This is a genomic window from Streptomyces sp. NPDC107521 (genome assembly GCF_055598485.1).
Window position 1 is genome coordinate 49,674 of the sequence record NZ_JBVKAT010000001.1, and the last position, 14,705, is coordinate 64,378.

Here is a 14,705-nt window from a genome sequence, read left to right on the forward strand (position 1 = left end):
AGGCGGACCAGGCGACGTGGGGCGACGACTTCAGGAGGTGCGCGCGGTGCTCAGTGAACGCAGGCTGAAGGTCCTGCGCGCCATCGTCCAGGACTATGTCGGCACCGAGGAGCCCGTCGGCTCCAAGGCCCTCACCGAGCGGCACAACCTCGGCGTCTCCCCGGCCACCGTGCGCAACGACATGGCGGCCCTGGAGGAGGAGGGGTTCATCGCCCAGCCGCACACCAGCGCCGGGCGCATCCCCACCGACAAGGGCTACCGGCTCTTCGTCGACCGGCTGGCGGGCGTCAAGCCGATGACCGCCCCGGAGCGGCGCGCCATCCAGAACTTCCTGGGGGGCGCCGTCGACCTCGACGACGTGGTGGCCCGCACGGTGCGGCTGCTCGCGCAGCTCACCCGGCAGGTCGCCGTGGTGCAGTACCCCTCGCTGACCCGCTCGACCGTGCGGCACGTGGAGCTGCTGGCCCTCGCGCCCGCGCGGCTGATGCTCGTGCTGATCACGGACACCGGCCGGGTCGAGCAGCGTGTCGTCGACTGTCCGGCGCCGTTCGGCGAGGTGTTCCTCGCCGACCTGCGGGCGCGGCTCAACAGCCGTGTCGTGGGGCGCCGGTTCACGGATGTGCCGAGCCTGGTCGAGGACCTGGCGGACGCCTTCGAGGCCGAGGACCGCGGTACGGTCTCGACCGTGCTCTCCATTCTCCTGGAGACGCTGGTCGAGGAGAACGAGGAGCGGCTGATGATCGGCGGCACCGCCAATCTCACCCGCTTCGGGCACGACTTCCCCCTTGTGATCAGGCCCGTCCTGGAGGCGCTGGAGGAGCAGGTCGTGCTCCTCAAGCTGCTCGGTGAGTCGAAGGACGCGGGCGTGACCGTCCGGATCGGTCACGAGAACGCCCACGAGGGACTCAACTCCACGTCCGTCGTGTCGGTCGGTTACGGTTCGGGCGGCGAGGCGGTTGCCAAGCTCGGCGTGGTCGGACCGACCCGCATGGACTACCCGGGAACGATGGGAGCGGTACGCGCAGTGGCACGGTACGTCGGACAGATCCTGGCGGAGTCGTAGGTGGCCACGGACTACTACGCCGTACTCGGCGTGCGCCGCGACGCGTCCCAGGACGAGATCAAGAAGGCGTTCCGGAGGCTCGCGCGCGAGCTGCACCCGGACGTCAACCCCGATCCGAAGACGCAGGAGCGGTTCAAGGAGATCAACGCCGCCTACGAGGTCCTCTCCGACCCGCAGAAGAAGCAGGTCTACGACCTCGGCGGCGACCCGCTGTCCCAGTCGGGCGGCGCGGGGGCCGGCGGCTTCGGCGCGGGCGGCTTCGGGAACTTCTCGGACATCATGGACGCCTTCTTCGGCACGGCGTCGCAGCGCGGACCGCGCTCGCGCACCCGCCGGGGCCAGGACGCCATGATCCGCATCGAGGTGGAGCTGGACGAGGCCGCGTTCGGCACCACCAAGGACATCCAGGTCGACACCGCGGTCGTCTGCAACACCTGCAACGGTGAGGGCGCGGCGCCCGGCACCTCGGCGCAGACCTGCGACATGTGCCGCGGACGCGGTGAGGTCTCGCAGGTCACCCGGTCCTTCCTGGGCCAGGTCATGACCTCCCGGCCCTGCCCCCAGTGCCAGGGCTTCGGCACCGTGGTCCCCACCCCCTGCCCCGAGTGCGCGGGCGACGGGCGCATCCGCTCCCGGCGGACGCTCACGGTGAAGATCCCGGCGGGCGTCGACAACGGCACGCGCATCCAGCTCGCGGGCGAGGGCGAGGTCGGCCCCGGCGGCGGTCCGGCCGGCGACCTCTACGTCGAGATCCAGGAGCTGCCGCACCCGACCTTCCAGCGCCGGGGCGACGACCTGCACTGCACGGTCACCATCCCCATGACGGCGGCTGCCCTCGGCACCAAGGTGCCGCTGGAGACGCTGGACGGCATGGAGGAGATCGACATCCGCCCGGGCACCCAGTCCGGCCAGTCGATCCCGCTGCACGCCCGGGGCGTCACGCATCTGCGCGGCGGCGGCCGGGGCGACCTGATCGTGCACGTCGAGGTCACCACCCCGACCAAGCTCGACCCCGACCAGGAGCGCGTGCTGCGCGAACTGGCCGAGCTGCGTGGCGAGGAGCGCCCCCAGGGCCAGTTCCAGCCCGGGCAGCAGGGCCTGTTCTCCCGGCTGAAGGACGCCTTCAACGGCCGCTGACACCCGTGCGGGCCGGGCGTGCCTCCGGGCGGGCCCGGCCCCGCGCCGTCCGGGCCGCGGGTCCGTCCGGCGGGGTCCGCCCGGCCCGCCGCCGCTTCCCCGGGTGTGTTCGGGATTGTCCGGCTTGCCCGGGGCCCGGGCCGCCGGTGCCGGGCGGACGGTCGGGTTCGGGCTTGTCCCGGAGGCATGACACCATGCGGTCATGTCCTCCGCACTGACCGATCTCTTCCCCTACCCGATCGTGCAGGCGCCCATGGCCGGCGGCGTCGCCGTGCCGCGGCTCGCCGCCGCGGTCTCCGAGGCGGGCGGGCTCGGGTTCCTGGCCGCCGGGTACAAGACCGCGGACGGGATGTACCAGGAGATCAAGCAGCTCCGGGGACTGACGGGCCACCCCTTCGGGGTCAACCTGTTCATGCCGCAGCCGGAGACCGCCGACCCCGCCGCCGTCGGCGTCTACGCCCACCAGCTGGCCGGGGAGGCCGCCTGGTACGAGACCGAGCTGGGCGACCCCGACAGCGGACGCGACGACGGCTACGACGCCAAGCTCGCGGTGCTGCTGGACAACCCGGTGCCGGTGGTCTCGTTCCACTTCGGCGTCCCCGGGCCCGAGACCGTCGAGTCCCTGCACCGGGCCGGCAGCTTCGTCCTGGCCACGGCGACCACCGCGGAGGAGGCCAGGGCCGTCGAGCGGTCCGGCGCCGACGCGGTGATCGCCCAGGGTGTGGAGGCCGGCGGCCACCAGGGGCGGCACCGGGACGACCCGGAGACCGACGCGGCCGGGATCGGGCTGCTGGCGCTGATCGCCCAGGTCCGCGAGGCCGTGGACCTGCCGATCGTCGCCGCGGGCGGCATCATGCGCGGCGGCCAGATCGCCGCCGTGCTCGCCGCCGGCGCCGACGCGGCCCAGCTCGGCACCGCCTTCGTCGCCGCCTCCGAGTCCGGCGCCCACGCCCTGCACAAGCGGGCCCTCACCGACCCGCTGTACGTCCGCACCGAACTCACCCGCGCCTTCTCCGGCCGCCCGGCCCGCGCCCTCGTCAACCGCTTCGTGCGGGAGCACGGGCCGTACGTCCCCGCCGCCTACCCGGACGTCCACCACCTCACCGCGCCGCTGCGCGGGGCGGCGGCCAGGGCGGGCGACGCGCAGGGCATGGCGCTGTGGGCGGGTCAGGGCCACCGGCTGGCCCGGGAGCTGCCCGCCGGGCGGCTGGTCGAGCTGCTGGCCGACGAACTGGCCACCGCCGGGGCCGAGTTGGCGCACTACACCGGGGGAGGGGCGGGCTGATGACGGCGCCCGTGTTCGTGGTCGGCTCCCTGCGGCCCGAGGACGTCCCCGGCGGGGAGTACGTCCTCGACGGCCCCGAGGGGCGGCACGCGGTCTCCGTGAAGCGGCTGCGGCCCGGCGAGGCGCTCGTCCTCACCGACGGGCACGGACGCTGGGCCGAGGGCCTGGTCCGGGCCGCCGAGGGGAAGGACCGCCTGGTCGTCACCGGCCTGGGGACGGTCCGCGAGGACGCCCCCGAGGAGCCCCGCGTCACCGTCGTCCAGGCCCTGCCCAAGGGCGACCGCGGGGAGTTGGCGGTGGAGACGATGACCGAGGTCGGCGTCGACGCGATCGTGCCCTGGGCGGCGTCCCGCTGCGTCACGCAGTGGCGCGGCGAGCGCGGGGCGAAGGCGCTCGGCAAGTGGCGGGCGACGGCCCGCGAGGCCGGGAAGCAGTCCCGGCGCACCCGCTTCCCCGAGGTCGCGGACGCGATGACCGGCAAGCAGGTCGCCGCGCTGCTGGCCACCGCCGACTTCGCCGCGGTGCTCCACGAGAGCGGCGACGAACCGCTGGCCGGTGCCGCGCTGCCCGCCACCGGTCACCTGGTGCTCGTCGTCGGGCCCGAGGGCGGGGTCTCCCCGGAGGAACTGGCGCTCTTCGCGGAGGCGGGCGCCCGCCCGTACCGGCTGGGCCGCAGCGTCCTGCGCACCTCCACCGCCGGCACGGCGGCGGCGGCCCTTCTGCTGACCCGCACGGGCCGCTGGTCCTGATCCGCGACGGCCGCCGGTCCGGCCCCTCCGGGGCGGGCCGGGCGGCGCCGGGGCGCGCCGGAGGCCCACGGTGCCGCGCGTGCCCTGCGCGGGCGTCCGCCGGGCCGAGCACGTCGGTCGGGCGCCGCCGGTCGCGCGGTGCCGCCCTCCCGGTGGTGCCCCGTCCCAGTGGCCGTGACCGGCCGCCGTCTCGCTCCCGCGCCGTGTCCGGCGCCCGGCCGCCCGACGGCGTGCGCCCCCGCCCCGGCCGCCGGTGCGCACTCCGCCCCGACCGGCGTCCCGGCCGGCCGGGACGTCAAGGGCCGGGCGGCGCCGGGGCGCGCCGGAGGTCCATGGTGCCGCGCGTGCCGTGCGCGGTGTCCGCCGGGCCGGAGCCCGGTGTCCCGGCCGGCCGGGACGTCAAGGGCCGACCGGTGTCCCGTACCCGTCCCACCCCCCCCGGTCAGGGGCCCCGTCCCGCCCTCGACGTGGTGAAGTGATCCGAACCCCTGTCGGTCGGCCGCCGGGGCTGCATAGGCTGAGGGGGTGACACAGCCCGCAGCGCCTGCCTATCTCCGGTTCCCGCATCCGCACGGTGAGTTGGTCGCCTTCACCGCCGAGGACGACGTGTGGCTCGCCCCGCTCGACGGTGGCCGCGCCTGGCGCGTCAGCGCCGACAACGTACCGGTCAGCCATCCGCGGATCTCGCCCGACGGCACCACGGTCGCCTGGACCTCCACCCGCGACGGCGCCCCCGAGGTGCACGTCGCCCCCGTGGACGGCGGCCCCGCCCGCCGGCTCACCCACTGGGGCGGTGCGCGCACCCAGGTGCGCGGCTGGACCCGGGACGGCCGGGTCCTCGCCCTCGGTGCCCACGGCGAGGCCAGCGTCCGCCGCACCTGGGCCCGCGCCGTGCCCCTCGACGGCGGCCCCGCCGAGACCCTCCCCTACGGCCACGTCGGGGAGGTCGCCCTCGGGCCGCGCACCGTGCTGCTGTCCGCGGCGAGCCGTGACGCCGCCTGGTGGAAGCGCTACCGGGGCGGCACGGCCGGCAAGCTCTGGATCGACGCCCAGGGCGACGGCGAGTTCGTCCGGCTGCACGAGGACCTCGACGGCCAGATCGAGTACCCCTTCTGGGCCGGGGACCGCCTCGGCTTCCTCAGCGACCACGAGGGCACCGGCGCCGTCTACTCCTCCCTCGCCGACGGCACCGACCTGCGCCGCCACACCCCCCTCGGCGGCTTCTACGCCCGGCACGCCGCCACCGACGGAACCCGCGTCGTCTACTCCAGCGCCGGCGAGCTGTGGACGCTGGACGACCTGGACGGCGCCGAGCCGCGCCGGCTCGACATCCGCCCCGGCGGCTCCCGCACCGACCTCCAGCCCTACCCGGTCAACGCCGCCCGCTGGCTCGGCGCCGCCTCCCCCGACCACACCGGCCGCGGCAGCGCCGTCTCGGTGCGCGGCGGAGTCCACTGGGTCACCCACCGCTCCGGCCCCGCCCGCGCCCTCGCCGCCACCCCCGGGGTGCGCACCCGGCTGCCGCGCGCCTTCCGCGCCGACGGCGAGGAATGGGTGGTGTGGGTGACGGACGCCGAGGGCGACGACGCCCTGGAGTTCGCCCCCGCCACCGGTCTCGCCCCCGGCGCCACCCCGCGCCGCCTCGCCGCCGGACGGCTCGGCCGGGTCCTCGCCCTCGCCGTGGCACCCGACGGCAGCCGCGCCGCCGTCGCCTCGCACGACGGCCGGGTGCTGCTCGTCGAGCGCGAGTCCGGCGAGGTCCGCGAGGTCGACCGGAGCGAGAACGGCGACGCCACCGGCCTGGTCTTCTCGCCCGACTCCTCCTGGCTCGCCTGGTCCCACCCCGGCCCCGACCCGCTGCGCCAGCTCAAGCTGGCCAACACCACCGACCTGTCGGTCAGCGAGGCCACCCCGCTGCGCTTCCGGGACCACGCGCCCGCCTTCACCCTGGACGGCAAGCACCTCGCCTTCCTCTCCACCCGCTCCTTCGACCCGGTCTACGACGAGCACGCCTTCGACCTGGCCTTCGTCGAGGGCGCCCGCCCCCACCTGATCACCCTCGCCGCGACCACCCCCTCGCCCTTCGGACCGCAGCGCCACGGCCGGCCCTTCGAGACGCCGGACCGCGAGGAGACCCCCGACAGCGAGGGCACCCCCACCACCCGCATCGACATCGAGGGCCTCGCCGACCGCATCGTGCCCTTCCCGGTCGAGGCCGGCCGCTACTCCCGGCTGCGCGCCGCCAAGGACGGCGTCCTCTGGCTGCGGCACCCGGTCACCGGCGTCCTCGGCGCCTCCCGCGCCACCCCGGACGCCTCCGACCCGGGCAACGACCTGGAGCGCTACGACCTCACCCAGCTCCGCGTCGAGCACCTGGCCGGCGACGCCGACGGCTTCGAGGTCAGCGGCGACGGCAAGCGCCTGCTGCTCTGGACCGAGGGCCGCCTCAAGGTCGTCCCCAGCGACCGCCGGGCCTCCGGCGACGAGGACAGCGACACCAACATCACCGTCGACCTCGGCCGGGTCCGCCAGATCGTCGACCCGGCCGCCGAGTGGCGCCAGATGTACGAGGAGACCGGCCGTGTCATGCGGGACAACTTCTGGCACCCCGGCCTGAACGGGGTCGACTGGGAGGGCGTGCTCGACCGCTACCGGCCCGTCCTGGACCGCGTCGCCACCCATGACGACCTCGTCGACCTGCTCTGGGAGGTCCAGGGCGAACTGGGCACCTCCCACGCCTACGTCATCCCGCGCGGTGGCCACGGCGGCGGCACCCGGCAGGGCCTGCTCGGCGCCGACCTCTCCCGCCACGAGGACGGCCTCTGGCGCGTCGACCGGGTGCTGCCCTCCGAGACCTCCGACCCGGAGGCCCGCTCCCCGCTCGCCGCGCCCGGCGTCGCGATCCGCGCCGGGGACGCGGTCGTGGCCGTCGCCGGACAGCCCGTCGACCCGGTCACCGGACCCGGCCCGCTGCTCATCGGCACCGCGGGCAAGCCCGTCGAGCTGACCGTCCTGCCGGCCGGCGGCGGCGAGGCGCGGCACGCGGTCGTCGTCCCCCTCGCGGACGAGGAGCCGCTGCGCTACCACGACTGGGTCGCCGGCCGCCGCGCCCACGTCCACGAGCTGTCCGGCGGGCGGCTCGGCTACCTCCACGTGCCCGACATGGTCGGCTCCGGCTGGGCCCAGCTCCACCGGGACCTGCGCGTCGAGGTCGCCCGCGAGGGCCTGGTCGTCGACGTGCGCGAGAACCGCGGCGGCCACACCTCCCAGCTCGTCGTGGAGAAGCTGGCCCGGCGCATCGTCGGCTGGGACCTGCCGCGCGGCATGCGCCCGCAGAGCTACCCCCTGGACGCGCCCCGGGGGCCGGTCGTCGCCGTCGCCAACGAGTTCTCCGGCTCGGACGGCGACATCGTCAACGCCGCCATCAAGGCGCTCGGCATCGGCCCCGTCGTCGGCACCCGCACCTGGGGCGGCGTCGTCGGCATCGACAGCCGCTACACCCTGGTCGACGGCACCCTGATCACCCAGCCCAAGTACGCCTTCTGGCTGGAGGGTTACGGCTGGGGCGTGGAGAACCACGGCGTCGACCCCGACGTCGAGGTCCCGCAGCGCCCGCAGGACCACGTCGCGGGCCGCGACGCCCAGCTCGACGAGGCCGTCCGCATCGCGCTGGCCGCCCTGGCGGAGAACCCGGCGAAGACCCCGCCCGAGCTGCCCTGACGGGGGCGCCCCGGGACGCGCGGCCCCCTGCGGGCGGGTGCGCGGCCCGGGGCGCCCTTGCCGTACCCCCCCCGCGGCGCCGTAGCCTCCCGGCCCCGGCGGTAGTGACGGCGCCCGGCACCCCGTGGCCGCCGCTCGCTACCATGCCCCCAGAAGATCACCACATAAGGAGCGCCAGATGGCAGGGGAGCCGCATGAGGACTGCCTGTTCTGCAAGATCGTCGAAGGGCAGATCCCCGCGACGATCGTCCGCGAGACGGAGACCACCGTCGCGTTCCGCGACATAAACCCGCAGGCGCCCACCCACGTCCTGGTGATCCCCAAGGTCCACTACCAGGACGCCGCCGCCCTCGCCGCCGGGGCCCCCGAGACCGCCGCCGAGGTGCTGCGCGAGACCCGGGCCGTCGCCGAGCAGGAGCGGCTCGACAGCTACCGCACCATCTTCAACACCGGCGCCGGGGCCGGCCAGACCGTGTGGCACGCCCACGCCCACGTGCTCGGCGGGCGCGGCCTCGAATGGCCCCCCGGATAACCGGCGCCCCGTGTCCGTCCGCGAACTCGTCGTCCTCGGCACCGCCAGCCAGGTCCCGACCCGGCACCGCAACCACAACGGCTATCTGCTCCGCTGGGACGGCGAGGGCATCCTGTTCGACCCCGGCGAGGGGACGCAGCGCCAGATGCTGCGCGCCGGGGTCGCCGCGCACGACCTGAACCGGATCTGCGTCACCCACTTCCACGGCGACCACAGCCTCGGCCTCGCCGGGGTGATCCAGCGGATCAACCTGGACCGGGTCCCGCACCGGGTCACCGCCCACTACCCGCGCTCCGGACAGCGCTTCTTCGAGCGGCTGCGGTACGCCACCGCCTACCGGGAGACCGTCGGGGTCACCGAGGCCCCCGTCGACGGGGACGGCCCGCTCGCCGTCACCCCCGCCTACACCCTGGAGGCGCGGCGGCTCTCGCACCCCGTCGAGTCCTACGGCTACCGGCTGACCGAGCCCGACGGCCGCCGCATGCTGCCCGAGCGGCTGGCCGCCCACGGCATCGCCGGCCCCGACGTGGGCCGCCTGCGGCGGGAGGGCTCGCTGAACGGCGTCGCGCTCGACGAGGTCAGCGAGGTGCGGCGGGGCCAGCGGTTCGCGTTCGTCATGGACACCCGGCTGTGCGAGGGCGTCCACGCCCTCGCCGAGGGCTGCGACCTGCTCGCCATCGAGTCGACCTTCCTCGACGAGGACGCGGCGCTCGCCGAGGAGCACGGCCACCTCACCGCCGGGCAGGCGGCCCGCGCCGCCCGGGACGCGGGCGTGCGGCACCTCGTCCTGACCCACTTCAGCCAGCGCTATCCCGACCCGGCCGAGTTCGAACTGCGGGCCAGGGCGGCCGGGTTCGAGGGCGAGCTGACCGTGGCCCGCGACCTGCAGAGCATCCCGGTTCCGAAACGTCGGTGAACCGGCCGTACGATGCTTTGATGCCCCTGCCCAAAGCCGAACTGCACCTTCATGTCGAAGGCACACTGGAACCCGAGCTGGCCTTCGAACTGGCCGCGCGCAACGGCGTGTCCCTGCGCTACCCGGACACCGGGGCCCTGCGCGAGGCGTATCGCTTCGAGGACCTCCAGTCCTTCCTGAACCTGTACTACGAGCTGATGACCGTCCTGCGCACCGAGCGGGACTTCGAGGACCTCGCCGACGCCTACCTCGCCCGCGCCGCCGCCCAGGGCGTGCGGCACGCGGAGATCTTCTTCGACCCGCAGGCCCACCTGGCCCGGGGCGTGACCATGGACACCGTGGTGGAGGGCCTCTGGCGGGCGCTCGGCCGCAGCCGCTCGACGCACGGCGTCTCCACCCGCCTGATCATGTGCTTCCTGCGCGACGAGTCCGCCGAGTCGGCCCTCGCGATCCTCGACGCCGCCCGGCCCCACCTCGGCCGGATCACCGGTGTCGGCCTGGACTCCGCCGAGGTCGGGCACCCGCCCGCCAAGTTCCGCGAGGTCTACCGGGCCGCCGCGGAGCTCGGACTGCGCCGGGTCGCGCACGCGGGCGAGGAGGGCCCGCCGGAGTACATCACCGAGGCCCTCGACGTGCTCGGCGTCGAGCGGATCGACCACGGGCTGCGCTGCGCCGAGGACCCGGCGCTGGTCGAGCGGCTGGTGCGGGAGCGGGTGCCGCTGACCCTGTGCCCGCTGTCCAACGTCCGGCTGCGCACCGTCGACACCCTCGCCGACCACCCGCTCCCGGCCCTGCTCGACGCCGGGCTGATGTGCACGGTCAACTCCGACGACCCGGCCTACTTCGGCGGCTACGCCGGCGACAACTTCGACGCGGTCGGCGCCGTGCTGGGGCTCGGCCCGGAGCGGCTGCGGGAGCTGGCCCGCAACTCCTTCCTCGCCGCCTTCCTGGACGACGAGGAGGAGCTGAGGGCGCGCTACCTCGCCGAGGTGGAGGCGTACGACTTCCCGTAGCCCGTAGCCCGTAGCCCGTAGCCCGTAGCCCGTAGCCCGTAGCCGTACGGTCCGGGGCGCCGGGTCAGATGCCGGGGCCGGGGCCCGGCGCGGTGCCGGACTGCCAGGGTCCGGCCGTGCCGTAGGCCTGCTGGACCGGTGCGGCGGGCGCCTCCACGGCGATCTCCACCACCGGCTGCTCCACCGCCCCGACCTCGGGCACCGCACCGCCGGACGTGCCGGTGGTGGCGGCGACCAGGGCGGCCGGGGTGCCGCCGCGGCGGCGGACCGCGCCCGGCAGCAGCGGCCGGCCGCCGGTGTGCAGGGCGACGGCGGTCATCGGCGCGGCGACCAGCAGCAGGCCCGCGGCCAGGACCAGGCCCATGCCCGCGTAGCCGGCCTGCGCCGAGAGCACGCTGCCGGTCAGCGGACCGGCGGCGGTGCCCAGCGCGGAGGCCGAGCCGACCAGCGCCGCCCAGCGCCCGCGCGGGTCCAGCGAGGCGGCCAGGCCGATCAGGTACGACAGGACCACCGGGTAGAGGGTGTTCCAGGCGATCTCGCCGGTGGCGAAGACGGTGGGCGTGGTCGCCGCCGCGCTCAGCGCGATGCAGCCCGCGATCAGCACCGTCCCGCCGCCTATCGGTACGGCACGGCCCAGCCGGGGCCCGATCGCGCCCGCCGCCAGCACACCGATCAGACCCGCGCCCAGGGCGGCGGCGAGCACCGCGCCGAGGGCCGCCTCGCTCAGTCCGGCCTGGCTCAGTCCGATCCGTCCGCTGACGCCCCACAGGGAGTTCTGCGCCAGGGCCCAGAACAGCACGGTGACGGCGAGCACCGCGCCCGAACGGCGGTGGGGGAGCGGGGCGGCGGCGGCCGGATCGGTGCCCGGCGCGTCGGGTCCGCCGGCGGCGGCGCCGGGCAGCCGGCCGGTCAGCGGCCACACGGCCAGCGCGGTGAGCGCGATGGCGGCCAGGGGCAGCCCGTGCGACCGGCCGAGGTGCGGCACCGTCAGATAGACGGCCCCGGCCAGCGCGGAGACGCTCAGCAGTCCCAGCGTGGAGGCCCGGTGCGGATCGCGCTCGGCGGCGATCCGGGTGGCGGCGACCGTGGTGGCCGTACCGGAGCCGAAGCCGCCCACGACGAGTCCGGCGACGACGGCGGGCACGGCGGTGGTCAGCGCGGCCCCGCCGTAGCCGAGGACGGCCAGCAGCAGTCCGAGGCGGGACAGGGCGCGCGGGCCGGTGCGCTGCACCCGGGAGGCGAGCAGGAAGCCCGCCGACGCCGAACTGAGCAGCAGCGCGCTGCCGACGGCGCCCGCCTGGGTGGCGGAGAGGGGGAGGCCGGTGTCCAGCCTGCCGACGGTGGTCGGCAGCAGGTAGGGCGGCATGTACCCGGCGGTGAAGAGGGCCACGAGGGGCCGGGGTGCGGTGGTGCGGGGGGCGAACACGGGCGTTCCAGGGCGTGCGGAAGGGAGGGGAGTGGGCGCCGACCGTCGACGTGGACAGGGACGTGGACAGGAACGCGCGCGCAATTTGTATCAAGCGGGGGCCGGTGCGAAACAGATGAGATGATGTGATCTAGGTCACATCGCGGTTTGACGTGCCGGATGCTGGGTAGCAGGGTGGGCCACCCGATCATGGAAAGGGGCCCCGGGACCCCCTCCCACCGGGCCGTGAGCCCTCCGGCGGCGGCCGGCGATGGTGCACACTGTGCTGATCCGCACCACGCTCAGGAGCGCCATCGTGACCGCGTCCACCGTGTCCGCAGCGTCCGACGGGAGCGCCGCCCTCCCCGTCGTGCCCACCGTCCCCGCCGATGAGCGGACCCACCGCCATCCGCCGGGGGGCCACCGCCACACCCAGGTCGACCCGCTGGCCGCGGTGCGCACGCCGCACGACCCGCCCTGGGACGTCTACCTCACCGGCACGGTCTTCCTCGACATCATCTTCACCGGGCTCGACTCGGCCCCGGTGCGCGGTACCGAGTCCTGGGCGCGGGGCATGGGCTCCAGCCCCGGCGGCGTGGCCAACATGGCGACCGCGCTGGCCCGCCTCGGCCTGCGCACCTCACTGGCGGCGGCCTTCGGCGACGACCACTACGGCGACTACTGCTGGGACGCGCTCTCCCGGGGCGAGGGCATCGATCTGACCCCCTCGCGCACCGTACCCGGCTGGCACTCGCCGGTCACGGTCTCCATGGCGTACGAGGGGGAGCGCACCATGGTCTCGCACGGCCACGAGCCGCCGCCGGGGGAGCCGGTGCCGGACTGCCCGCCCCGCGCGCGGGCCGCCGTCGCCTCCCTCGCGCCGGGCGTCCGGGACCCGTGGATCGCGGAGGCCGCCGGGCGCGGCACCCGGGTCTTCGCCGACGTCGGCTGGGACGACACCGGCGCCTGGGACCTGGCCGGGCTGGCCGACCTGGCGCACTGCGAGGCGTTCCTGCCGAACGCGGCCGAGGCCATGCGCTACACCCGCACCGACTGCCCGCGCGCCGCGGCGCACGCGCTGACCGCGCACGTCCCGGTCGCGGTCGTCACCCTGGGGGCGGAGGGCGCGTACGCGGTGGACCGGCGCACCGGGGAGACCGCCGAGGTCCCGGCCATCGCCGTGGAGGCGCTGGACCCGACCGGCGCGGGGGACGTCTTCGTCGCCGGGTTCGTCGCCGGCACCCTGGCCGGCTGGCCCCTGGCCGACCGGCTCTCCTTCGCGGGGCTGACCGCGGCGCTCTCCGTCCAGGAGTTCGGGGGGTCGCTGTCGGCGCCGGGCTGGCCCGAGATCGCCACCTGGTGGCACGAGGTCCGCTCGGTCCAGGAGCAGGACCCGGCCGCCCTGCGCCGCTACGCCTTCCTGGCCGGCCTGCTCCCCGGCGACCCGGTCGCCCCCTGGCCCCGCCGCCGTGCGGTGCCCACCATCGGCTACCGCCCTCCGGTCTGACCGGAGGGGCGGGCCCGGGGCGGGGTCCCGCCGGGCTGCGGGGGCGCCGCGGGCCCGGAACGGGGCGTCCGGGCCGGTGGGGTGACGGGGCCCCAGGGGGTGGCCCCGGGTGTGCCGTGGCGTCTTCGCGTGCTGGCGCCCCGGTGTCGCTCCCGGGGAGGGAGTCCCGGGCATCCGCCGGAGGTTCCGGGCGCTTCCGGCCGGAGCCGCGAGCCCTCCGTCGGAGCCCCGCGACCTCGCGGAGCCCTTGCCCTCCTCGTGGACCCGGTTCCTCCGGCGGACCCGGTTCCTCCGGCGGGCCCGGTTCCTCCGGCGGGCCCGGCCCTTCCTGCGCGGGGCCCGGTCGGCTCAGAAGCCCAGGCGACGGAGCTGCTTGGGGTCGCGCTGCCAGTCCTTGGCGACCTTCACATGGAGGTCGAGGAAGACCGGGGTGCCGAGCAGGGCCTCGATCTGCTTGCGGGACTTGATGCCCACGTCCTTGAGGCGCTTGCCCTTGGGGCCGATGATGATGCCCTTCTGGCTGGGCCGCTCGATGAAGACGTTGGCGTGGATGTCCAGCAGCGGCTTGTCGGCGGGGCGGTCCTCGCGCGGCAGCATCTCCTCGACGACGACGGCGATGGAGTGCGGCAGCTCGTCGCGCACGCCCTCCAGCGCGGCCTCGCGGATCAGCTCGGCGACCATGACCTGCTCGGGCTCGTCGGTGAGGTCGCCCTCCGGGTAGAGCGCGGGACCCTCGGGCAGCAGCGGGACCAGCAGCTCGGCGAGGAGGTCCACCTGTTTGTTGGCGGTGGCGGACACCGGGACGATCTCCGCCCAGGTGATGCCCAGCTCCTCGCCCAGCCGGTCCACGGCGATGAGCTGCTCGGCGAGGGTCTTGCTGTCGACCAGGTCCGTCTTGGTGATGATCGCGACCTTGGGGGTCTTCCGGATCCCCGCCAGCTCCTTGGCGATGAAGCGGTCACCGGGGCCGAGCTTCTCGTTGGCCGGCAGGCAGAAGCCGATGACGTCGACCTCGGCCCAGGTGGCGCGCACCACGTCGTTGAGCCGCTCGCCCAGCAGGGTGCGCGGCTTGTGCAGCCCGGGGGTGTCCACGAGGATCAGCTGCGCGTCCGCGCGGTGCACGATCCCGCGGACGGTGTGCCGGGTCGTCTGCGGGCGGTTGGAGGTGATCGCCACCTTCTGCCCGACCAGAGCGTTCGTGAGGGTGGACTTGCCCGCGTTGGGGCGGCCCACGAAGCAGGCGAAGCCGGCCCTGTGGACGCTCTCGGCCGGTTCTTCGGATGACTGGGTGCGCACGCTCATGGCGTCCATTGTCCCTGATACCCGGGCCCCGCCCGCACCACCGGCCCACGGCGCCGGCCGGGACCCCCACCGGCCC

At 75.5% G+C, this 14,705-nt stretch carries 11 protein-coding genes; 9 read left to right on the forward strand and 2 right to left on the reverse strand.

The window, feature by feature from the left end; all coding sequences use genetic code 11:
- Positions 1 to 46: 46 nt before the first annotated feature.
- From hrcA to ACZ7LB_RS00235, 8 genes are all read left to right on the forward strand, one after another.
- Positions 47 to 1,063: a heat-inducible transcriptional repressor HrcA gene (gene hrcA / locus ACZ7LB_RS00200; RefSeq protein WP_471465093.1), complete on the forward strand. Its 1,017-nt coding sequence runs from the start codon at positions 47 to 49 to the stop codon at positions 1,061 to 1,063.
- Positions 1,064 to 2,200, forward strand: coding sequence for a molecular chaperone DnaJ (dnaJ, locus tag ACZ7LB_RS00205; protein ID WP_471464295.1), 1,137 nt, complete (start codon positions 1,064 to 1,066; stop codon positions 2,198 to 2,200).
- 202 nt (positions 2,201 to 2,402) lie between these two features.
- Positions 2,403 to 3,485, forward strand: coding sequence for a nitronate monooxygenase (locus ACZ7LB_RS00210; RefSeq protein WP_471464297.1), 1,083 nt, complete (start codon positions 2,403 to 2,405; stop codon positions 3,483 to 3,485).
- Entirely contained in the window at positions 3,485 to 4,234 is a 750-nt protein-coding gene (locus tag ACZ7LB_RS00215; RefSeq protein WP_471464298.1) for a 16S rRNA (uracil(1498)-N(3))-methyltransferase, read from the forward strand. Before ACZ7LB_RS00210 ends, ACZ7LB_RS00215 begins: the two co-directional genes overlap by 1 nt.
- Positions 4,235 to 4,759: 525 nt before the next feature.
- Positions 4,760 to 7,954 carry a S41 family peptidase gene (locus tag ACZ7LB_RS00220; RefSeq protein WP_471464300.1) on the forward strand — a complete coding sequence of 1,065 codons (3,195 nt, stop codon included), beginning with the start codon at positions 4,760 to 4,762 and terminating at the stop codon, positions 7,952 to 7,954.
- Between the two features lie 178 nt (positions 7,955 to 8,132).
- The gene (locus ACZ7LB_RS00225) at positions 8,133 to 8,486 is read left to right on the forward strand and encodes a histidine triad nucleotide-binding protein (RefSeq protein WP_471464302.1); all 354 of its coding nucleotides are present in this window, start codon (positions 8,133 to 8,135) and stop codon (positions 8,484 to 8,486) included.
- A 10-nt stretch (positions 8,487 to 8,496) separates the two neighbouring features.
- Entirely contained in the window at positions 8,497 to 9,402 is a 906-nt protein-coding gene (locus tag ACZ7LB_RS00230) for a ribonuclease Z (RefSeq protein ID WP_471464304.1), read from the forward strand.
- A gap of 20 nt (positions 9,403 to 9,422) precedes the next feature.
- Entirely contained in the window at positions 9,423 to 10,415 is a 993-nt protein-coding gene (locus ACZ7LB_RS00235) for an adenosine deaminase (RefSeq protein ID WP_471464306.1), read from the forward strand.
- 64 nt (positions 10,416 to 10,479) lie between these two features.
- Here ACZ7LB_RS00235 and ACZ7LB_RS00240 read toward each other — a convergent pair whose 3' ends face one another.
- The gene (locus ACZ7LB_RS00240; protein ID WP_471464308.1) at positions 10,480 to 11,841 is read right to left on the reverse strand and encodes an MFS transporter; all 1,362 of its coding nucleotides are present in this window, start codon (positions 11,839 to 11,841) and stop codon (positions 10,480 to 10,482) included.
- Between the two features lie 250 nt (positions 11,842 to 12,091).
- Between ACZ7LB_RS00240 and ACZ7LB_RS00245 the strand changes: the two genes are divergently transcribed.
- Positions 12,092 to 13,327, forward strand: a complete 1,236-nt coding sequence (locus tag ACZ7LB_RS00245; protein WP_471464310.1) for a carbohydrate kinase family protein — start codon at positions 12,092 to 12,094, stop codon at positions 13,325 to 13,327.
- 348 nt (positions 13,328 to 13,675) lie between these two features.
- Here the strand turns inward: ACZ7LB_RS00245 and era are convergent, their stop codons facing one another.
- Entirely contained in the window at positions 13,676 to 14,629 is a 954-nt protein-coding gene (gene era / locus ACZ7LB_RS00250; RefSeq protein WP_265291303.1) for a GTPase Era, read from the reverse strand.
- Positions 14,630 to 14,705: the final 76 nt, after the last annotated feature.

Bases quoted from the DNA above. Each gene is read 5' to 3' on its own strand.
- ACZ7LB_RS00210 (WP_471464297.1), top strand. From the start codon at position 2,403: ATGTCCTCCGCACTGACCGATCTCTTCCCCTACCCGATCGTGCAGGCG.
- ACZ7LB_RS00215 (WP_471464298.1), top strand. From the start codon at position 3,485: ATGACGGCGCCCGTGTTCGTGGTCGGCTCCCTGCGGCCCGAGGACGTC.
- ACZ7LB_RS00225 (WP_471464302.1), top strand. From the start codon at position 8,133: ATGGCAGGGGAGCCGCATGAGGACTGCCTGTTCTGCAAGATCGTCGAA.
- ACZ7LB_RS00235 (WP_471464306.1), top strand. From the start codon at position 9,423: ATGCCCCTGCCCAAAGCCGAACTGCACCTTCATGTCGAAGGCACACTG.
- ACZ7LB_RS00245 (WP_471464310.1), top strand. From the start codon at position 12,092: ATGGTGCACACTGTGCTGATCCGCACCACGCTCAGGAGCGCCATCGTG.
- era (WP_265291303.1), bottom strand. From the start codon at position 14,629: ATGAGCGTGCGCACCCAGTCATCCGAAGAACCGGCCGAGAGCGTCCAC.